Origin of the sequence: Stappia sp. WLB 29 (assembly GCF_023507705.1) — a bacterium.
Classification (GTDB): domain Bacteria; phylum Pseudomonadota; class Alphaproteobacteria; order Rhizobiales; family Stappiaceae; genus Stappia.
The window spans coordinates 94,826-113,796 of the sequence record NZ_JALBGD010000003.1 but is presented as its reverse complement, the minus strand read 5'-3'; the positions used below and the strand labels follow the sequence as shown (position 1 = coordinate 113,796).

Annotated in this window: 19 protein-coding genes; 11 read left to right on the top strand and 8 right to left on the bottom strand. The window is 67.6% G+C overall.

The window, feature by feature from the left end:
* Position 1: 1 nt before the first annotated feature.
* The 5 genes from MNI96_RS06820 to pcaD are packed head-to-tail and all read right to left on the bottom strand — an operon-like array spanning position 2 to position 3,865.
* Positions 2–1,345 (bottom strand): lyase family protein, encoded by a 1,344-nt coding sequence (locus MNI96_RS06820; RefSeq protein WP_249691550.1) that lies wholly within the window; start codon positions 1,343–1,345, stop codon positions 2–4.
* A 39-nt stretch (positions 1,346–1,384) separates the two neighbouring features.
* Entirely contained in the window at positions 1,385–1,951 is a 567-nt protein-coding gene (gene pcaG, locus MNI96_RS06815) for a protocatechuate 3,4-dioxygenase subunit alpha (protein WP_249691549.1), read from the bottom strand.
* Positions 1,951–2,670: a protocatechuate 3,4-dioxygenase subunit beta gene (gene pcaH / locus MNI96_RS06810; RefSeq protein WP_249691547.1), complete on the bottom strand. Its 720-nt coding sequence runs from the start codon at positions 2,668–2,670 to the stop codon at positions 1,951–1,953. Before pcaH ends, pcaG begins: the two co-directional genes overlap by 1 nt.
* On the bottom strand, positions 2,667–3,077 hold the full coding sequence (pcaC, locus tag MNI96_RS06805) for a 4-carboxymuconolactone decarboxylase (RefSeq protein WP_249691546.1): 411 nt from the start codon (positions 3,075–3,077) through the stop codon (positions 2,667–2,669). The genes pcaH and pcaC overlap by 4 nt, the downstream gene beginning before the upstream one ends.
* On the bottom strand, positions 3,074–3,865 hold the full coding sequence (gene pcaD / locus MNI96_RS06800; RefSeq protein ID WP_249691545.1) for a 3-oxoadipate enol-lactonase: 792 nt from the start codon (positions 3,863–3,865) through the stop codon (positions 3,074–3,076). The genes pcaC and pcaD overlap by 4 nt, the downstream gene beginning before the upstream one ends.
* A 97-nt stretch (positions 3,866–3,962) precedes the next feature.
* Here pcaD and pcaQ point away from each other — a divergent pair, with 97 nt between their 5' ends.
* Complete coding sequence (gene pcaQ / locus MNI96_RS06795) at positions 3,963–4,889, top strand: pca operon transcription factor PcaQ (RefSeq protein ID WP_249691544.1); 927 nt, start codon at positions 3,963–3,965, stop codon at positions 4,887–4,889.
* A gap of 12 nt (positions 4,890–4,901) precedes the next feature.
* On the opposite strand, the gene MNI96_RS06790 is transcribed toward pcaQ, so the two are convergent.
* Positions 4,902–5,795: a MurR/RpiR family transcriptional regulator gene (locus MNI96_RS06790; protein ID WP_249691543.1), complete on the bottom strand. Its 894-nt coding sequence runs from the start codon at positions 5,793–5,795 to the stop codon at positions 4,902–4,904.
* Positions 5,796–6,018: 223 nt separating this feature from the next.
* On the opposite strand from MNI96_RS06790, the gene MNI96_RS06785 reads away from it, so the two are divergent.
* The 10 genes from MNI96_RS06785 to MNI96_RS06740 all read left to right on the top strand — a co-directional run bounded on the left by MNI96_RS06785 (position 6,019) and on the right by MNI96_RS06740 (position 17,541).
* A complete protein-coding gene (locus MNI96_RS06785) occupies positions 6,019–6,786 on the top strand; it encodes an N-formylglutamate amidohydrolase (protein ID WP_502960316.1) in 768 nt (255 codons plus the stop codon).
* On the top strand, positions 6,786–7,382 hold the full coding sequence (locus tag MNI96_RS06780; protein ID WP_249692196.1) for a TRAP transporter small permease subunit: 597 nt from the start codon (positions 6,786–6,788) through the stop codon (positions 7,380–7,382). The genes MNI96_RS06785 and MNI96_RS06780 overlap by 1 nt, the downstream gene beginning before the upstream one ends.
* Positions 7,382–8,704, top strand: a complete 1,323-nt coding sequence (locus tag MNI96_RS06775) for a TRAP transporter large permease (RefSeq protein WP_249691541.1) — start codon at positions 7,382–7,384, stop codon at positions 8,702–8,704. The genes MNI96_RS06780 and MNI96_RS06775 overlap by 1 nt, the downstream gene beginning before the upstream one ends.
* A gap of 134 nt (positions 8,705–8,838) precedes the next feature.
* Positions 8,839–9,888, top strand: coding sequence for a TRAP transporter substrate-binding protein (locus MNI96_RS06770; protein ID WP_249691539.1), 1,050 nt, complete (start codon positions 8,839–8,841; stop codon positions 9,886–9,888).
* Positions 9,889–9,976: 88 nt separating this feature from the next.
* On the top strand, positions 9,977–11,344 hold the full coding sequence (locus tag MNI96_RS06765) for a glutamine synthetase family protein (RefSeq protein ID WP_249691537.1): 1,368 nt from the start codon (positions 9,977–9,979) through the stop codon (positions 11,342–11,344).
* A 96-nt stretch (positions 11,345–11,440) separates the two neighbouring features.
* Positions 11,441–12,829, top strand: coding sequence for an aldehyde dehydrogenase family protein (locus MNI96_RS06760; protein ID WP_249691535.1), 1,389 nt, complete (start codon positions 11,441–11,443; stop codon positions 12,827–12,829).
* Positions 12,830–12,878: 49 nt separating this feature from the next.
* Complete coding sequence (locus MNI96_RS06755; protein WP_249691533.1) at positions 12,879–14,042, top strand: iron-containing alcohol dehydrogenase; 1,164 nt, start codon at positions 12,879–12,881, stop codon at positions 14,040–14,042.
* A 183-nt stretch (positions 14,043–14,225) separates the two neighbouring features.
* Positions 14,226–15,056, top strand: coding sequence for a tryptophan synthase subunit alpha (trpA, locus tag MNI96_RS06750; RefSeq protein WP_249691531.1), 831 nt, complete (start codon positions 14,226–14,228; stop codon positions 15,054–15,056).
* A 55-nt stretch (positions 15,057–15,111) separates the two neighbouring features.
* Positions 15,112–16,104 carry an acetyl-CoA carboxylase, carboxyltransferase subunit beta gene (accD, locus tag MNI96_RS06745; RefSeq protein ID WP_249691528.1) on the top strand — a complete coding sequence of 331 codons (993 nt, stop codon included), beginning with the start codon at positions 15,112–15,114 and terminating at the stop codon, positions 16,102–16,104.
* A 126-nt stretch (positions 16,105–16,230) separates the two neighbouring features.
* Positions 16,231–17,541 carry a bifunctional folylpolyglutamate synthase/dihydrofolate synthase gene (locus tag MNI96_RS06740; RefSeq protein WP_249691527.1) on the top strand — a complete coding sequence of 437 codons (1,311 nt, stop codon included), beginning with the start codon at positions 16,231–16,233 and terminating at the stop codon, positions 17,539–17,541.
* Between the two features lie 10 nt (positions 17,542–17,551).
* Here MNI96_RS06740 and coaA read toward each other — a convergent pair whose 3' ends face one another.
* Together coaA and MNI96_RS06730 are read right to left on the bottom strand one after the other, a co-directional pair.
* Positions 17,552–18,526 (bottom strand): type I pantothenate kinase, encoded by a 975-nt coding sequence (gene coaA, locus MNI96_RS06735; protein WP_249691526.1) that lies wholly within the window; start codon positions 18,524–18,526, stop codon positions 17,552–17,554.
* A gap of 98 nt (positions 18,527–18,624) precedes the next feature.
* A complete protein-coding gene (locus tag MNI96_RS06730) occupies positions 18,625–18,948 on the bottom strand; it encodes a phosphoribosyl-ATP diphosphatase (RefSeq protein WP_249691523.1) in 324 nt (107 codons plus the stop codon).
* Between the last annotated feature and the right edge of the window lie 23 nt (positions 18,949–18,971).

The following is an 18,971-nucleotide window of genomic DNA, read 5'->3' as shown; positions in this document are numbered from 1 at the left end:
GTCAGTCGTCGCGCATGAGTGCGGCGATCTCGGCCAGCATCTCGTCGGTCATCGCCGCGGCCACGCCCGAGATCGACGCGGGATCGGCCAGCGCCTGCCAGTCGAGCGGCGCGTCGCTCAGCCGCGACAGCGCCTCGGCCAGCGTACCGCCCTCGGTGCGCACCAGGCCTGCGGCCTTCTTCACCAGATCCTGCGCGGCAGCGCGGCCGACATGCGGTAGCAGAGCGAAGGAAAAGCGCTCGGCGAGCGACAGTCCACCGCCACCGGTGGCGGTCGCCGCCATCCGTGCGGCATCGGCCTCCATGCCGGGGGCGAGGGCCTGCGCATGACGCAGCGCCGCGCCGGTCGCCAGCATCACCTGCGGCAGCACCAGCCACTCGCCCATCCAGGCGGCGCCGTCCCGCTCCTCGCGGTGCAGGGCATCGGCGGACAGAGCCGCCGTCTGTGCGGCGGTAAAGCGCGCGAGCGCCACCAGCGCCTCGGCCCTGACCGGGTTCTGCTTCTGCGGCATGGTGGAGGAGCCGCCCGCCTCGGCCAGCCGGATCTCGCCGACTTCCGAGCGGGCAAGCAGGATTACGTCCTCACCGATCTTGCCGAGTGCCAGCGCGATCTCGCTCGCTTCGCGGGCGATCCGGCGCAACGGCTCTCGGTCGGTCATCCAGGGTAGCGATGGCACAAGGCCGAGTTCGCCGGCAAGGGCGCCGGCCAGTTCCGCCGCGCGTCCGGGCACGTTCATCGCGCCGAGATCGCCGGAGGCACCGCCGAGCTGCACGACCAGCGCCTCGCGGCGCAGCCGGGCAAGGCGCTGCCGTGCCTTTGCCAGCGGCAGGGTCCAGGTCGCGACCCGCAGGCCGAAGCTGACGGGCGTCGCGATCTGGCCGCGCGTACGGCCCGCCATCGGCGTTGTCCGGTGCCGGATGGCAAGCGCGGAAAGCTGGCCCACGATGTCCGCTAGCCGCGCCTCGAACAGCGCCAGCGTGCGGGCGAGGCGCAGCATCAGGCCGGTATCGACGATGTCCTGCGAGGTGGCGCCGAAATGCAGGTAATCGGCTGCCGGCCGCGACAGCTTCTGCCGCAGCGCCGCCACCAGCGCGGGTACGGGGACGCCGGCCGCGGCCGTTCCGGCGGCAAGCTCGGCAGGTGTCGGCAGAATGCCGGGCAGCTCCCGGTCGAGGGCCGCCGCGGCACCCGCCGGGATCAGGCCGACGCGTCCCTGCAGGCGGGCGAGCGCCCGCTCCACCTCCACCATCGCGGCGATCTCCGCTTCGGCGGAGAACAGGGCTGCGGTTTCGTCGTCGCCGAACAGGCCCGCAAAGAGCGGCGAAACGAGGGGGATGTCGGCCATGATGCGCCTGTCTTTGTCGTCAGGGGTCCCGTTGCCGGCTCAGATGTCGAAGAACACCGTCTCGTTCTCGCCCTGCAGGCGGATGTCGAAGCGGTAGAGCGGCAAGCCGTCCTCGGTCTTGCCGTCCTCGGCGGCGACCAGCGTCGCCACCGCCTCCGGCTCGAGCCGGCGCATGTCCGGGTCCTTCGTCAGTGTCTCGCGATCTTCCGGGAAATACATGCGCGTGTGCAGGTGGATGTTGATGCCGCGGGCGAAGATCAGCATCGCCACATGTGGCGCATGGCCTTCTGCATGCTGGCCCGGCCGCACGGTCTGGAAGCGGAATATGCCGGTGTCGAAATCCGTGGTCGCACGGGCGAAGAGGCCGTATTCCCCGACCCGGCCCATGCCGTCCGCCTGCCAGATCTCCAGCATCGCGTCGCGCACCGGGGTACCCGAGCCGTCGCGGATCAGGCCCTCGATGACGATGGCCTCGCCGGTGTTGCTCTCGATCACGGGGCCGGGCTGGTGCGGCAGTGCCGGTCGGCCGATCGCCTGCGGCGCGGTGCCGATATGGACGTAAGGCCCTGCGGTCTGGGAGGGGGTTTCCTTCAGCCGGTCGTTCATCACAGGCCCTCCGTCCGGTTCTCGAAATGGGTTTGCCGCCGCCCGCGCAGCACGATGTCGAACCGGTAGGCGAGGCAGTCGAACGGCTCCTGGTTGCGCAGGTCGAGCCGCGCCACCAGCCGATCGACTGCGTCCTTGTCCGGGATCGTGTTGACGATCGGGCAGAGCGGGATCAGCGGATCGCCCTCGAAATAGAGCTGGGTGATCAGCCGCTGGCTGAAGGCCTCGCCGAAGACCGACAGGTGGATATGGGCCGGCCGCCAGTCGGAGCCGTTGTTCGGCCAGGGATACGGGCCCGGCTTGATGGTGCGGAACAGGTAGCGCCCCTCGGCATCGCTGAGGCAGCGTCCGCAGCCGGAAAAGTTCGGGTCAAGCGGCGCGAGATAGCCGTCGCGCACATGGGCGTAGCGGCCGGCGGCATTGGCCTGCCAGACTTCGATCAGCGCGTTGGGTACCGGCCGGGCGTTCTCGTCGAGCACCCGCCCAAAGACGTAGATGCGTTCGCCGAGCGCATCGCCCGTGGTCGCGGCATTGCGGATCAGGTCATGGTCGAGCGGTCCGAGCGGCGTGTGCCCGAGCGCCGGTCCGGTCTGCTCCAGGACGGTCTGCTCCAGCGCATGCAGCGGGCGGACCGGTGCGCGCAGGACGGTACTCTTGTAGCCCGGCGACAGCGGCAGCGGCTGCTGCGAGCGGTCGCGCCGGTAGAAGGCGGTGGTCACGGCTTGTCTCCTCCCGACCCGCTTTGGGACGTCTCGATTTCGGCGAAGGCGGCCCGGGCGATGCGGATCGCCCGGTTTGCGGCCGGCACGCCGGCATAGATTGCCACATGCAGCAGGGCCTCGCAGACATCCTCGCGGCTCGCGCCGGTGCGTGCGGTGGCGCGGCAATGCATCGCCAGTTCCTCGTCGTGGCCGAGCGCGGCGAGCAGCGCGATGGTGATCATCGACCGCTCCCGCCGGCTGATCGTGTCGCGCGCCCAGACCCCACCCCAGGCGCCCCGGGTGATCAGGTCCTGGAACGGCCCGTCGAAATCGTCTCTGGCGGCCTCGGCGCGCGCCACATGCGCCTCGCCCAGAACGGCTTTGCGGGTCGCCATGCCCGCCTCGAAGGGATCCTGCCCGCTCATTGCGTCACGCGCTCCACCAGGGTGCCGACCAGGTCCGCCACCCTGTCCGGCACCTCGATGCAGGGCAGGTGGCCGACGCCGGAAATTTCCTCGCATGTCGCGCCCGATATGGCGGCGGCAAGCGCACGCAGCGTCTCCGGCGGGGTCGCGCTGTCCTCGCTGCCGGCGATGCACAGGACCGGTACCGCGATGCTGCCCGCGCGGTCGCGATAATCGGCATCGCGAATGGCGCTGCCGAGCGCGATGTAGCTGTCGGCCGGCGTGTGCACCAGCATCGTCCGCCAGCGCAGCAGCTCGGCCGGGCGCCCCTCGCGGAAGGCGCGGGAGAACCAGCGCTCCATCGTCGCATCGCCGATGGCGTCCATGCCGCCGGTGCGGATCGCCTCGGCGCGGCCGTTCCAGATCTCCGGCGTGCCGATCTTCATACCGGTGTTGGACAGAACCAGCCCGGCGACCCGTGCGCCATAGCGGATCGCCATAGACTGGGCGATCAAGCCGCCGACCGACAGGCCGACGATCACCGCCTTCTCGATGCCGAACGTGTCGAGCAGCGCGACGAAATCGTCGCCATGGTCGTCGATGCTCATGCCGAGGCCGCCCGGCGACAGGCCGTGCCCGGCCGTATCATAGCGCAGCAGCCCCCAGTTGCCCGGCAGGCGTGTGACGAGGTCGTCCCAGATGCGGAAGTCGGTCCCGAGCGAGTTGGAGAAGGCGAGAACCGGGGACGAGCCCCGTGCAGGCCGGAAGGCCGTGTTGAGAATGCGCCCGTTTCGAGAGACTGCCAGCACGTCCCATCCTCCCTGACCGTGTTTCGCTTCAGGATGGACGCGGCAATTGGTAATGTAAAATGAGAATTTCGCCGTTTTGTATAACTGGAGAGACGAAATGCCCGTCGGAGCAGGGATCAAGCTGCGTCATCTGCAGGCGTTCCTGGAGGTGGCACGGCTGCGCAGCCTGACGGAGGCGGCGAGCGCTCTCAACATCACCCAGCCGGCCGTTTCCAAGACGTTGAAGGAGTTGGAGGCGCTGGTCGGCGTCAGCCTGATGGAGCGGGGCCGCTCGGGGGTGACGCTCACCGCCGAGGGCGAGATCTTCCGCCACTATGCGGGCCTGTCGGTCGCCGCACTGGGCGAGGGGCTCGACGGGATCGACCAGGTGCGGATGGGGTCGGAGCGGCAATTGCGCATCGGCGCCCTGCCCAGCGTTGCCGCCAGCATCGTGCCGCTGGCCGCCGGGCGCTACCTGGAGCGCGGCCGCGGTGCGACGCTCGATATCGTCACTGGGCCGAACGGCCATCTCCTCGACCAGCTGCGGACCGGCGCGCTGGATGTCGTGATCGGCCGGCTCGGCCAGCCGGATGCCATGCAGGGCCTCGCCTTCCAGCAGCTCTACAGCGAACAGGTGATGCTTGCCGTGCGTCCCGGCCATCCGCTGATCGGCAATCCGGACCTTGCCCGCCTGCCAGAGTATCCGGTGCTTTACCCGAACCGCAGCGCGGCGATCCGCCCGCTGGTCGAGCGGTTGATGGTGGCCAATGGCATCGGTCGCCTGCCCCGGCGGATCGAGACGGTGTCGAACGCCTTCGGGCGAGCCTTCACCCGCTCCACCGATGCGGTGTGGATCATCTCGAACGGCGTCGTCGCCAACGACCTGGCCGAGGGGCAGCTTGCGGCCCTTGCCGTCGATACACGGATCACGCTGGGGCCGGTCGGCATCTCGACCCGCGCCGCCGAGACGCACACGCCCGACCTGCTGCTCTTCATGGCCGTGATGCGCGAGGCGGTCGCGCAGCGTGGCCTCGGGCGGGGCTGAGGCGCGGTTGCCTCAACCGGTTGCGGAAGGCTCGCCCGGCGGCGGCGCGGCGCGCTTGGGGTCTTCCTCGTCGCGATAGGCTTCCAGCGCCGACATGCGCCGTTCGCTGCGCTCGGGATCGCGTGCGGTGACGCCGGCGATGAGCGTCTCGGCGATCACCATCAGGGCTGCTGAGGAGTCCCAAGGCGAGGGCACGGAGATGCGTGCCGGCAGCACATGGGCCGCGACGCTGGCAATGGGGGACAGCCAGCTGTCGGTGATCAGCACCACCGTTGCCCCGCGCTTCGCCGCGGCCGTGGCCATGCGGACGAGATCGGCCTGATAGCGGCGGATGTCGAAGACCACCAGTACGTCGCGCCGTCCTATATCCAGAAGGGCATCGCGCCAGTTGCCCTCCTGCCCGGCCATATGCATGACGCCGCAGCGCAGGATGCGCAGATGCGCGGCCATGTAGCGGGCGAGCGCGTCGGTGAAGCGACCGCCGAGCAGGTAGAGCGTGCGGCGCTCGTCGGACAGCAGCGAGACGACGGCCTCCAGCTCCGCTGCGGGCAAGTGGCGGAAGGTCTCGCCGATATTGGCGCGCACGGCCTCGGCGACGGCGCCGAGGCCGGCTGCGGTGGCCGCGCCGCCTGCCTGTGTGCCGTCCTTGGCCTTGGCCAGCGGCGATTTCAGCTGGTCCTCCAACTCCGTGCGCAGCCGTGTCTGCAGCGCTGCATAGGTGCCGCAGCCCATGCGCGCGGCAAAACGCAGGATCGTCGGCGAGCTGACGCCGGCCGCGCTGGCGAACTGCGCGACGGTGCCCAGACCCAGCACCGGATAGTTGGCGAGCAGGGCGAGCGCCGCGCGGCGCTCCGTCGCAGTGCATTCGCCAAGCCTCTCGCGGATTTCTTCGGCAAGGGATGTCATGGTCGTGAGGCCGCCTCCCCGGCCGGGGTGCCGCGCCTGGGCGGTCGCTGTCGGAAACCCGATTGACATCGGTCGCGGGTATGTATCAAATCATACAGAAAGCGGAATTCAACGCAATTTTGTAACAAATAGAACAGCAGTTGCGTTTTTCGCGAGGATATCCGGCTGGGGGACAGGGATGGAGCCGACAGCGGCACGTGACGGCGAGCTATTGCCCGGCGACATGACGCCGGGGGAAACGGTCGTGGTCGCGGAAAACGTCGGCGGCCGCGGCAAGATCGTGCTGCTGTGCGACCATGCTTCGCGCCGGTTGCCGCCGGAATACGGCGATCTCGGCCTGGACGAGGCGGCGCGCCGCGCCCATATCGCATGGGATCCCGGCGCACTCGGCGTCTCGCGCCACCTGTCGCGCCGGTTCGACGCGCCTCTCGTCTATCCCGACCTGTCGCGGCTCGTCCTCGACTGCAATCGCGACACCGCCGCACACGACCTGATCCCATCGATCAGCGAGACGACCGAGATCCCCGGCAATCGCGATCTGGGTGCAGCCGAGCGGACCCGCCGCATCGCTCTTGCCCACACGCCCTTCCATTCGCGCATCGAAACGCTGCTCGACGCGCGCGCGGCCGCCGGCCTCGACAGCGTGGTCGTCTCGGTGCACAGCTTCACGCCGCTCTACAAGGGATTCCATCGCCCCTGGCCGGTCGGCATCCTGTCCAACCGCGACCGCAGGGTTGCCGACGCGATGCTGGCCGATCTTGCCAGACAGGGTATCGCCGATCTCGGCGACAACGAGCCCTATGCGCCGGGCGATGGGGTCTATTACACGGTCGGCCGCCATGGCGAGGCGCGCAGCCTGCCTTGCGTGATGATTGAGGTGCGCAACGACGAGATCGCGGACGCCGCCGGCGAGAGCCTGTGGGCCGACCGCCTCGGCCATGCGCTCGAGGCCGCGCTGAAAAAGCTCGAGGCGAAAGGGAGGTCCGGATGATGCTCTCCCTGATGCGCGGCTATGTGAGGGTCGTCGACGCGGTCAACTACCGCCTCGGGCGGATCGTCATGTACGGCCTGTTCGTCATGGTCGCCGTGCTTCTGTGGTCGTCGATCTCCAAGACAGTCTTCCTGCCGTCCCCGTGGACGCTGGAGGTCGCCCAGTTCGCCATGGTCGCCTACTACATTCTCGGCGGGCCCTATTCGGTCCAGCTCGGCTCGAACGTCCGCATGGACCTGTTCTATGCCGGCTGGTCTGTGAAGAAGAAGGCCTGGTTCGATGCTTTCACGGTGCTGGTGCTGATCTTTTATCTCGGCGTCCTGCTGTATGGCGGCGTCGGTTCGACCGCCTACTCGCTCGGTCATTTCGGCACCGAACCTTTCGTGTTCCTGAAGGATCTGGCGGTTGCCTTCGTCACCGGCGGTCCCGACGCCGCGGCCGAGGTGATCGGCCATGTCGAGCGCAGCCCGACCGCCTGGCGTCCTGTCATCTGGCCGATCAAGGCGATCATGTGCCTCGGCTTCTTCCTGATGCTGCTGCAGGCCGTCTCCGAGCTCATCAAGGACATCGCGCGCATTCGCGGAGAGGAAAGCTGATGTCCTATGAGATGATTGCGCTGCTGATGTTCTCGTCGATGATGCTGATGCTGTTGACCGGTCAGCGCGTCTTCGGTGCCATCGGCGGCGTCGCCGCGGTTGCGGCGCTGGCGCTGTGGGGGACCGGCGGTTCCGACATTCCCTTCGCAGCAGCCATGAAGCTGATGAAGTGGTATCCGCTGCTCACCCTGCCGATGTTCATCTTCATGGGATATGTCCTGTCGGAATCGAAGATCGCCGACGACCTCTACAAGATGTTCCACGTGTGGATGGGGCCGATCTCCGGCGGGCTTGCCATCGGCACGATCGGGCTGATGGTGCTGGTCTCGGCGATGAACGGCCTGTCCGTCGCCGGCATGGCCATCGGCGCCACCATCGCTCTGCCCGAGCTGCTGCGCCGCGGCTACGACAAGCGCATGGTCACCGGCGTCATCCAGGCCGGCTCCTCGCTCGGCATCCTGGTACCGCCCTCCGTGGTCCTCGTGCTCTATGCGATGATCGCGCGCCAGCCGGTCGGCCAGCTCTGGCTCGCCGGCGTGGTGCCGGGGCTGATGATGGCGACCATGTTCGTCGTCTATATCTATGTCCGCTGCCGCATCACGCCCTCGCTCGGCCCTGTTTTGCCGGTGGAGGAGCGAAATGTGTCCCGGGCCGAGAAGATGCGACTGCTCGGCGCCGGCGTCCTGCCGCTGGTCATCTTCGCCACGATGATGGTGCCCTTCGTCAACGGCTGGACCTCGCTGGTCGAGAGCTCCGCCATCGGCGCCATGACCGCATTCGTCGCCGCCGTGCTCAAGCGCCGGATGACCTGGACGGTGTTCGAGACCTGCCTGCGCCAGACGCTGGCGATCTCCTGCATGTTCATGTGGATCATCCTCGCCGCGCTCGGCTTCGGCGCCGTGTTCGACGGTCTCGGCGCGGTCAAGGCGATCGAGACCCTCTTCACCGAAAGGCTCGGCCTGTCGCCCTGGATGATCCTGATCCTGATGCAGGTGTCCTTCCTGGTGATGGGCACCTTCCTCGACGATACGGCGATGCTGGTCATCGTCGCCCCGCTCTACGTGCCCTTGGTCGCAGCGCTGGGCTTCGACCTCGTCTGGTACGGCGTTCTCTACACGGTCACCACCCAGATCGCCTACATGACCCCGCCCTTCGGCTACAACCTGTTCCTGATGCGGGCGATGGCGCCGCCGGAGATCTCCATGCGGGACATCTACGGCTCGATCGGGCCCTTTGTGCTGGTCATGATCCTCGCATTGGCATTGATAATGATCTTTCCGCAGATCGCCCTGTGGCTGCCCGACTATGTTTACGGCCGCTGACAGAGGAGATCCGAACGAGACGCATCACCGCAGCAGAAGGAGCTTGGCCACCGGACACCGACCGCCGCGCCATCACAACAATCAGAAAGGGCGCGCTCTTGCATCTCTTCAACGAAACCAAAGGGGAATGAGACATGACCAACAGACGCGACTTTCTGAAGAAGGCGGGCCTCGGCACCGTCGCCGCCGCCGGCGCTTCGACGCTGGCCGCCCCTGCCGTGCTCGGCCAGGCGCCGATCAAGTGGCGGTTGCAGACCTATGCGGGCGCAGCGCTCGCCGAGCATGTGATCAAGCCGCATATCGACGCCTTCAACAAGGCGGCCAACGGCGAGATGGAGATCGAGCTGTTCTTCGCCGACCAGCTGGTGCCGACGGGCGAGCTGTTCCGCGCGATGCAGCGCGGCACCATCGACGCGGTGCAGTCGGATGACGATTCCATGGCTTCGCCGACCGAAGTGACCGTGTTCGGCGGCTACTTCCCCTTCGCCAGCCGCTATTCGCTGGACGTGCCGGTGCTGTTCAACCAGTACGGCCTGAAGGAGATCTGGGAGGAAGAATACGCCAAGGTCGGCGTCAAGCACATCTCCGCCGGCGCCTGGGACCCGTGCCACTTCGCCACCAAGGACCCGATCCGCAGCCTTGCCGACCTGCAGGGCAAGCGCGTCTTCACCTTCCCGACCGCCGGCCGCTTCCTGGCGCAGTTCGGCGTGGTGCCGGTGACGCTGCCCTGGGAGGACATCGAAGTCGCGGTGCAGACCGGCGAACTCGACGGCGTCGCCTGGTCGGGTATCACCGAGGACTACACGGTCGGCTGGGCCGACGTGACCAACTACTTCCTGACCAACAACATTTCCGGCGCCTGGGCCGGCTCGTTCTTCGCCAACATGGACCGGTGGAACGAACTGCCCGACCATCTTAAGACCATGCTGCAGCTGGCCATGGATGCGTCGCACTACTATCGCCAATGGTGGTACTGGGGCGGCGAGGCGAGCCTTCGCGTCAACGGCACCAAGATGGAGCTGACCACCATTCCGGATGCAGAGTGGGCCACCGTCGAGGAGGCCGCCGTTAAGTTCTGGGACGAGATCGCGGCCGAATCCGAGATCAAGGCGAAGGTCGTGGAGATCTTCAAGAAGTACAACGCCGACATGCAGAAGGCCGGGCGGCCTTACCGCTACACCTGATGCCGGCGAGCCGGGGCGGCGTTCGCCGCTCCGGCCCTTCCGTCACCGACCGTGCCCGCGCCCCGCTTAACCGACAATGATGGTTCCAATGGCTGGCAATCTTTCTTTCGACGCTCTCAAGGCCGCCGTCGCCGACGGCACCATCGATACGGTGCTGGTCTGCGCCGTCGACATGCAGGGCCGTCTGATGGGCAAGCGCTTTCACGCGCGCAACTTCATCGACCACTCCTTCGAGGAGACCCATTGCTGCAATTACCTGCTGGCGACGGACCTGGAGATGTACACGGTCGAGGGCTATGCCGCGACCAGTTGGGCCGGCGGCTACGGCGATTATGTGATGAAGCCGGATCTTTCGACCCTGCGCCCCGTGCCTTGGCTGGAGGGCACGGCGATGGTGTTGTGCGACGTGCTCGACCATCACCACCATGAGGCGGTGCCGCATTCGCCGCGTGCGCTGCTCAAGGGCCAGATCGCCCGTCTCGATGCCATGGGGCTCGAGGCCAAGATGGCGACGGAGCTGGAATTCTTCCTGTTCGAGAAGAGCTTCGACGACATCCGCCGCTCGGGCTTCCGCGATCTGGAGCCGATCTCGGCCTATAACGAGGACTATCATATCCTCCAGACCACCAAGGAAGAGGAGGTGATGCGCCCGATCCGCAATCACCTCTATGCCGCGGGCATTCCGGTGGAGAATTCCAAGGGCGAGGCCGAGGCCGGCCAGGAGGAACTCAACATCCGCTATGCGGACCCGCTCGCCTGCGCCGATCACCACACCATCGCCAAGCATGCGACCAAGGAAATCGCCTGGCAGCACGGCCGCGCGGTGACCTTCATGCCGAAATGGCATCATGCCCGGGTCGGTTCCTCGTCCCATGTGCACCAGTCGCTGTGGAAGAAGGACGGCACCAGTGCCTTCTTCGATGCGGATGCGCAGCACGGCATGTCGCAGCTGATGCACCACTACATGGCCGGCCTGATCCGCTACGCTCCGGATTACACCTGGTTCCTGGCGCCCTATGTGAACAGCTACAAGCGCTTCCAGAAGGGCACCTTCGCGCCGACCAAGACCGCATGGTCGGTCGACAACCGCACCGCCGGCTTCCGGCTCTGCGGCGAGGGCACGAAGGGCGTGCGCGTCGAATGCCGCATCGGCGGCTCGGACCTCAATCCCTACCTGGCGCTGGCCGCGCAGCTTGCGGCCGGCATCCGGGGCATCGAGGAGAAACTGGAGCTCGAGGCACCGGTCACCGGCGATCTCTACCAGTCCCGCCGGCTGAAGGAGATTCCGCGCACGCTGCGCGCGGCGACGGAGACCCTGCGCAAGTCGAAGATGCTGCGCGAGGCCTTCGGCGATGCGGTGATCGACCATTACGTCCGCGCGGCGGAATGGGAGCAGGAGGAATTCGACCGCGTGGTGACCGACTACGAACTCGCCCGCGGCTTCGAGCGCAGTTGAGGACTTCGGCCCGCGACAGCGGGCCGGATCCACTTGGAATATCTTGCAAACATGCAGAGGCAGGCCGCCTGGGCGGACCTGCCCGAAAGGTGTGACATGTCCGACGTGATCAAGCTGATTTCCCCGGTCGACGGCTCTGTCTATGCTGAGCGTCCCGTGGCGAGTGCTGCCGAGATCGACCAGGCCGTGGCCGAGGCCCGCGCCGCGCAGGCTGCCTGGGCCGCCACCCCGCTCTCCGAGCGCTGCTCGGCGGTGCTGGCCGCCGTCGCCGCGCTGGAGGCGATGAACGACGAGATCGTGCCCGAGTTGGCCTGGCAGATGGGCCGGCCGGTGCGCTACGGCGGCGAGAAGGGTGGCACGCGCGAGCGCACCGACTACATGGTCAAGATCGCCGAGGAGTCGCTCCGGGCCCGTCACCATACGGACCGTCCGGGCTTCACCCGCTACGTACGGCCCGAGCCGCTCGGCATCGTCATGGTCATCGCGCCGTGGAACTATCCGTTCATGACGGCGATCAACACCATCGTCCCGGCGCTGATCGCCGGCAACGTGGTGATCCTCAAGCACGCGGCGCAGACCCTGCTGGTCGGCGAGCGGCTCGACAAGGCGTTCAAGGCGGCGGGCCTGCCCAAGGGCGTCTTCCGCAACATTGTGCTGAACCACGGCCAGACCGAGGCGCTGCTCGGCTCGGGCCGCATCGACCACATCAACTTCACCGGCTCGGTCGCCGGCGGCCGCGCCATCGAGAAGGCGGCGGCGGGCACCTTCGCAACGCTTGGCCTCGAGCTCGGCGGCAAGGATCCGGCCTATGTCCGCGCGGACGCCGATGTCGCCTTCGCGGTCGAGAACCTCGCCGATGGCGCCTTCTACAATTCGGGCCAGTGCTGCTGCGGCATCGAGCGCGTCTATGTGCACGAGACGCACTATGACGCGGTGGTCGAGGGCCTGGCGGCGGCCGCCTCCGCCTACACGCTCGGAAACCCGCTCGACGAGGCGACGACGCTCGGCCCCATGGCGCAGGCGCGCTTTGCCGCCCATGTGCGCGAGCAGACCGCCGAGGCGCTGCGCAAGGGCGCTAAGGCCCTGGTCGACCGCGCGCGCTTCCCGCAGGACAAGGAGGGCACGCCCTACCTGATGCCGCAGGTGCTGGTCGACGTCGATCACCAGATGTCGGTGATGCGCGAGGAGAGCTTCGGCCCGGTGGTCGGCGTGATGAAGGTGCGCTCCGACGAGGAGGCCGTCGCCCTGATGAACGACAGCCCCTACGGCCTGACCGCTTCGATCTGGACCGCCGACGAGGAGGCCGCCATCGCCATCGGCGATCGTGTCGAGACCGGTACGATCTTCATGAACCGCTGCGACTATCTCGACCCGGCGCTGGTATGGACCGGCGTCAAGGACACCGGCAAGGGCGCCGCCCTGTCGGAAATCGGCTACCTGTCGCTGACGCGGCCGAAGTCGTTCCACCTGCGCGCCCGCTCCTAGGCGCGCAGAAACCGCCGCTTCGCTTTCCTTCCTTTCAGGATCTCAGGACATGACCACCCTTCCGTCCGCCAACTGGAACTACCCGACCTCCGTGCGCTTCGGCGCCGGGCGCATCAAGGAGCTCGGCAAGTGCGCCGCCCTGCTCGGCATGAAGCGCCCGCTGCTGGTCACCGACCCGGGCCTTGCGCGCCTGCCGATGACCGCGAACGCGCTGGAGCTGCTGCGCCAGGCCGGCCTTGAGCCGGACATCTTCAGCGACATCAAGCCGAACCCGACCGCATCGAACGTGGAGGCGGGCGTTGCCGCCTATCGCGCCGGCGGCCATGACGGCGTCATCGCCTTCGGCGGCGGCTCCGGTCTCGATGCGGGCAAGGTCATCGCCTTCATGGCCGGCCAGACCCGACCGATGTGGGACTTCGAGGACGTCGGCGACTGGTGGACCCGTGCCGATCCGGATGGCATCGCGCCGATCCTCGCCGTGCCGACCACGGCAGGAACCGGTTCCGAGGTCGGCCGCGCCGGCGTCATCACCAACGAGGAAACCCACACCAAGAAGGTCATCTTCCATCCGAAGATGCTGCCCGGCATCGTCATCTGCGATCCCGAGCTGACCGTCGGCATGCCGCGCTACTTCACCGTCGGCACAGGCATGGACGCCCTCGCCCACTGCCTCGAGGCCTATTCCTCCACCTTCTACCACCCGATGGGCGACGGTATCGCGGTCGAGGGCATGCGCCTCGTCTTCGAGAACCTGAAGCGCGTCGCCGAGACGCCGGACGATCTCGCCGCCCGCGGCCACATGATGTCGGCCGCCGCGATGGGGGCGGTCGCCTTCCAGAAGGGCCTCGGTGCCATCCATGCGCTCTCCCATCCGGTCGGCGCGCTCTACGACACCCATCACGGCATGACCAATGCGGTCTTCATGCCCTACGTGCTGGTGTTCAATCGCCCGGCCATCGAGACCAAGATCGAACGGCTCGCCGGCTATCTCGGTGTGTCTGGCGGCTTCGATGGCTTCCTGCAGGCCGTCCTCGACCTGCGTACCGCGCTCGACGTGCCGCATACCCTGGACGGCCTGAAGGTGGATGGCGCCAAGGCCGCAACGATCGCCGAAATGGCCATCGTTGACCCGACCGCTGGCGGCAATCCGATCGAACTGACCCTCGAGGGTGCGGCATCGATCTTCGACGCGGCGCTCACCGGCCGTCTCTGAAGCGACTCGGCCGGCTATCGTCGGGCTTGGCCGATTGGCCTTTCGCCAATTGACAGGGGGGCACTCCGCCCCCTACATCCCCACTGGCTTTCGCGGGCAGGAATGCCTGCGAAAGCCGCGAGCGGCCGGCCTTGACGGCAGGCCGGCGCCGGCAGGACAGATGACAGGGTGGGACCGGGCAAGATGAGTGACACGCGGATCGACCGCCGCTTCGCGGCATTGCAGGCGGCGAACCGTCCGGCGCTGGTGACCTTCGTCACCGCCGGCGACCCGGACCTTGCCACCTCTCAGGCGATCCTTGATGCGCTGCCGGCCGCCGGTGCCGACGTCATCGAGCTCGGCATGCCTTTTTCCGATCCGATGGCCGAAGGCATGCCGGTGCAGCTCGCCAACCAGCGTGCGCTGGCTGCCGGCCAGACCATGGACAAGACGCTGGACATGGTGCGCGCCTTTCGCCGCCACGACCAGGACACACCCATCGTGCTGATGGGCTATTACAACCCGATCTACGTGCGCGATCCCGCCGTTTTCGTGAAGATGGCGGTCGAGGCGGGCGTCGACGGGTTGATTATCGTCGACATCCCGCCGGAGGCCGACGACGAGCTTTGCCTGCCTGCGATGGCCGCCGGCCTCAACTTCATCCGCCTGACGACGCCGACGACCGACGACAAGCGCCTGCCGGCCGTTCTCGCCAACACGTCGGGTTTCGTCTATTACGTATCGGTGACCGGCATCACCGGCGCCACCATCGCCAACCGCGACCGGGTGACAGAGGCGGTCCGTCGCATCAAGCGCCACACCTCGCTTCCGGTGGCTGTGGGCTTCGGCGTCAAGACGGCGGAGGATGCCGAGGTGATCGGCCGCGATGCCGATGGCGTCGTCGTCGGATCGGTGCTGGTGGAAGCGGTGCGCACGAGCCTCGGCGGCGAGGGCCGGGCGACGGATGCGACGGTCGAGGCGGTGGCCTCGGTGGTGCGTTCGCTCGCCGAGGGTGTTGCCCGGGCCCGCGGCTGAGCCGCATCGGCCGCATGACGGCCGGGAACATGCAAGACAACGGACGGTATCTGCCTTGAACTGGATCAACAACGTCGTTCGCCCGAAGATTCGTGGCCTGCTGCAGAAGCGGGACGTGCCGGAGAACCTCTGGATCAAGTGCCCCGAGACCGGCGAGATGGTCTTCCATCGCGATCTCGAGGCGAACCAGTGGGTGGTGCCGAATTCCGGCCACCACATGCGGATTTCCGGCAGTCGCCGGCTCGAGCTCTTCTTCGACGATGGCTCCTTCGAGAAGGTGAAGACCCCCGAGGTCGTCGCCGACCCGCTCAAGTTCCGCGACGAGAAGCGCTACACCGACCGCCTGCGCGATGCCCGGGCCAAGACGGGCCTCGACGATGCCGTCACGGTGGCGACCGGCAAGCTGCGCGGCATGGATATGACCGCCGCCGTGCAGGACTTCGCCTTCATGGGCGGTTCGCTCGGCATGGCGGCCGGCGAGGCGGTGCTGACCGGCATGCAGACCGCCGTCGCGCGCAAGACGCCCTTCGTGCTCTTCGTCGCCTCGGGCGGCGCGCGCATGCAGGAAGGCATCCTATCCTTGATGCAGATGCCGCGCACCACGGTCGGCGTGCAGATGCTGCGCGATGCGGGCCTGCCCTACATCGTCGTCTTCACCAACCCGACCACCGGCGGCGTGACGGCCTCCTATGCGATGCTGGGCGACGTGCACATGGCCGAGCCGGGCGCGTTGATCGGCTTTGCCGGCCCCCGCGTCATCGAGCAGACCATCCGCGAGAAGCTCCCCGAGGGCTTCCAGCGCTCGGAATACCTGCTGGACCACGGCATGGTCGACATGGTGGTGCATCGCCACAAGCTACCCGAGACCATCGCCCGCGTCTGCTCGATCCTGATGAAGGCCGAGGTCAGCCTGCCGGACGAGGAAGAGCTGATGACGCCGCCGCGCGAGGAAGGCGAGGCCAAGGTCTCGCCAGAACTTGCCCAGGGCGGCGAGGCCTCTTCCGCCGCCGAGAGCGGCACCCGCGAAGCCGACGGCGAGAGCCGCTAGACGGCCGCGCTGTCGCAGGCGCGACACGGGTGGACGCAGCCAGGCTTGCCGCGTTCCCGAAAGATCCCGTAACCATGAGGGCTGCTGCAGCCGTGCGGATCCCCGTGCGGCGGGGCGGGCAGGACAATGGACCAGGTAACCGCGATCCTCGACCGACTTCTGGCGCTGCATCCGCGCGAGATCGACCTGTCGCTCGGCCGCATGGAGCGCCTGCTGGGCGCGCTGGGGCGGCCGCAGGACCGCCTGCCGCCGCTCGTCCACATCGCCGGCACCAACGGTAAGGGCTCCACCACCGCCTTCATGAGGGCGATCCTGGAGGCGGCCGGCCTCAAGGTGCATGTCTACACCTCCCCGCACCTGGTCTCCTTCAACGAGCGCATCCGCCTTGCCGGCCGCATCGTCTCCGATGCGCGGCTGATCGAGGCGCTGGACACCTGCGAACAGGCCAATGCGGGCGCGGAGATCACCTTCTTCGAGGTGACGACGGCCGCGGCCCTGCTGCTCTTCGCCGAGGAGCCGGCGGACGTGCTGCTGCTGGAGGTCGGTCTCGGCGGCCGGCTCGATGCCACCAATGTCGTCGATGCGCCGCTCGCGGCCACCATCACGCCGCTGTCGATGGACCATGAGCGCTACCTCGGCGAGCGACTGGCCGACATTGCGGCGGAGAAGGCCGGCATCATCAAGCGCGGCTGCCCGGTGGTCATCGCGCCGCAGCCGGACGAGGCGCTGGAGGTGATCTCGCGCATCGCCGCGCGCCTCGGCGCGCCGCTTCAGGTCTTCGGGCAGGATTTCACCGCCTTCGAGGAAAACGGCCGTCTCGTCTATCAGGACGAGGAAGGTCTGATGGACCTGCCGCTGCCGCGCCTGTTCGGTCGCCACCAGATCGTCAACGCGGCTATGGCCATCGCCTCGCTGCGCGCTGCCGGGCGCCTGCCGGCCCCGGAGGCCATCGAGGCCGGGCTCCTGACCGTCGACTGGCCGGGCCGCATGCAGCCGCTGACGGAAGGTCCGCTCCTCGATCTCTGCCCGCCGGGCAGCGAGCTCTGGCTCGACGGCGGTCATAATCCGGGCGCCGGGATCACCATTGCGGAGGTGATGGCGGAGCAGGAGGAGCGCCGCCCGCGGCCGCTCTATCTCGTCTCGGGCATGCTCAAGACCAAGGATCCGGTCGGCTTCTTCCGTCCCTTTGCAGGGCTTGCCCGAGAGGTCGCCTGCGTGCCGCTGACCACGACCGACGCCGGCCGCGACCCGTCCTGTCTTGCCGGCTCTGCACGCGAGGCCGGCCTTGCGGCCGATGCCCATGCTTCGCTCTCGGAAGCGCTTGCGCATGTGCGAAAGCGGGCCGCCGGCGACGACGTGCCGCCGCGCATCCTGATCTGCGGTTCGCTCTATCTCGCCGGAGAGGTCCTGGCCCGCAACGGCATGAAGCCGGTCTGAGGCCGCGCTCTTACAGCTTGCGCAGCCGTACCTCGTTGATCGCGTGGGTATCGGCCTTGCGCAGGATCAGGTCGGCGCGCGGGCGCGTCGGCAGGATGTTTTCCCGCAGGTTCACCAGGTTGATCTCGTTCCACAGGCCTTCGGCAATAGCCAGCGCCTCGTCGTCGTCTACCTTCGAATATTTGTTGAAGTAGGAGCCGGGATCGCGGAAGGCGGTCTCGCGAAGCCGCATGAAGCGCGACACGTACCATTCGTGCAGAACGTCCTCCTCGGCATCGATATAGATCGAGAAGTCGAAGAAGTCGGAGACGAAGGGCACTTCCTTGCCGTCGCGCGGCAGATTGGTCGTCTGCAGCACGTTCAGCCCCTCGAGGATCAGGATATCCGGCCGGTCGACTGTCACGAACTGCCCCGGCATCACGTCGTAGTAGAAGTGGGAGTAGACCGGCGCGCGCACGTGCCGCCGCCCCGCCTTCAGGTCCGACAGGAACTTCAGCAGCGTCGCCCGGTCGTAGCTTTCGGGAAAGCCCTTGCGCCGCATCAGGCCTTCCGCTTCCAGCACGGCGTTGGGATAGAGGAAACCGTCGGTGGTGACGAGATCGACCTTCGGGCTCGCGGGCCAGCGCGCCAGCAGCGCCTGCAGCAGGCGCGCTGTCGTCGACTTGCCGACCGCGACGGACCCCGCGATGCCGATGACGAAGGGGTTCTTGACGTCGTTGCGGCCGAGAAAGCGCGAGGTGGCGCGGTGCAGCTGCTGGGTCGCCTCCACATAATAGGCGAGCAGCCGCGACAGCGGGAGCAGGATCGATTCCACCTGGGCGATGGAGACCGGGTCGTTGAGCGACTGCAGCCGCCGGACCTCAGTCGCCGTCAGCGTCATCGGCGTGTCGGCCCTGAGCTTTGCCCATTCCGCCTCGGTAAACACCCGGTAGGGCGACAGATCGTCCTCAGTGAACCTGTTGAGGCTGTGTTCCATGGCGACCATGCAATCCTCGATCCCGCCGGATGTCCGGCCGTTCGCTCGGGAGGCCCGGGGTTCATCCCGCGGGTCGCGCCGGGCAGTCCGCCGCAAGGTCCGTCCCGTCAGTCGGGACGCCGCGACGCCTTCTCCTCCAGGCCCGTCTGCGCCGTGCGGCGCTCCAGTTCCGCCATCACGTCCGCCAGCGGCACGTCGCGCGCATTGAGCAGCACCAAAAGGTGGTAGAGCAGGTCGGCGGCCTCGCCGGTCAGCTCGCGCGCATCGCCTGCCACGGCCGCGATCGCCGTCTCCACCGCTTCCTCGCCCACCTTCTGGGCGATCTTCGCCAGTCCCTTGCCGATCAGCTTGCGGGTGTAGGAGCTCTCGTCCTCGCTCCGGGCACGCGCCGCGATGATGCGGTCAAGGTCGGTCAGTGTGAAGCCGGTCATTGGTCGGACGTCTCCTGCGGCCT

Excerpts from the sequence above, each read along its gene's own strand:
- MNI96_RS06820 (WP_249691550.1), bottom strand. The coding sequence starts at position 1,345 with ATGGCCGACATCCCCCTCGTTTCGCCGCTCTTTGCGGGCCTGTTCGGC.
- pcaG (WP_249691549.1), bottom strand. The coding sequence starts at position 1,951 with ATGAACGACCGGCTGAAGGAAACCCCCTCCCAGACCGCAGGGCCTTAC.
- pcaC (WP_249691546.1), bottom strand. The coding sequence starts at position 3,077 with ATGAGCGGGCAGGATCCCTTCGAGGCGGGCATGGCGACCCGCAAAGCC.
- pcaQ (WP_249691544.1), top strand. The coding sequence starts at position 3,963 with ATGCCCGTCGGAGCAGGGATCAAGCTGCGTCATCTGCAGGCGTTCCTG.
- MNI96_RS06790 (WP_249691543.1), bottom strand. The coding sequence starts at position 5,795 with ATGACATCCCTTGCCGAAGAAATCCGCGAGAGGCTTGGCGAATGCACT.
- MNI96_RS06785 (WP_502960316.1), top strand. The coding sequence starts at position 6,019 with ATGACGCCGGGGGAAACGGTCGTGGTCGCGGAAAACGTCGGCGGCCGC.
- MNI96_RS06780 (WP_249692196.1), top strand. The coding sequence starts at position 6,786 with ATGCTCTCCCTGATGCGCGGCTATGTGAGGGTCGTCGACGCGGTCAAC.
- MNI96_RS06775 (WP_249691541.1), top strand. The coding sequence starts at position 7,382 with ATGTCCTATGAGATGATTGCGCTGCTGATGTTCTCGTCGATGATGCTG.
- MNI96_RS06770 (WP_249691539.1), top strand. The coding sequence starts at position 8,839 with ATGACCAACAGACGCGACTTTCTGAAGAAGGCGGGCCTCGGCACCGTC.
- MNI96_RS06765 (WP_249691537.1), top strand. The coding sequence starts at position 9,977 with ATGGCTGGCAATCTTTCTTTCGACGCTCTCAAGGCCGCCGTCGCCGAC.
- MNI96_RS06760 (WP_249691535.1), top strand. The coding sequence starts at position 11,441 with ATGTCCGACGTGATCAAGCTGATTTCCCCGGTCGACGGCTCTGTCTAT.
- MNI96_RS06755 (WP_249691533.1), top strand. The coding sequence starts at position 12,879 with ATGACCACCCTTCCGTCCGCCAACTGGAACTACCCGACCTCCGTGCGC.
- trpA (WP_249691531.1), top strand. The coding sequence starts at position 14,226 with ATGAGTGACACGCGGATCGACCGCCGCTTCGCGGCATTGCAGGCGGCG.
- MNI96_RS06740 (WP_249691527.1), top strand. The coding sequence starts at position 16,231 with ATGGACCAGGTAACCGCGATCCTCGACCGACTTCTGGCGCTGCATCCG.
- coaA (WP_249691526.1), bottom strand. The coding sequence starts at position 18,526 with ATGGTCGCCATGGAACACAGCCTCAACAGGTTCACTGAGGACGATCTG.
- MNI96_RS06730 (WP_249691523.1), bottom strand. The coding sequence starts at position 18,948 with ATGACCGGCTTCACACTGACCGACCTTGACCGCATCATCGCGGCGCGT.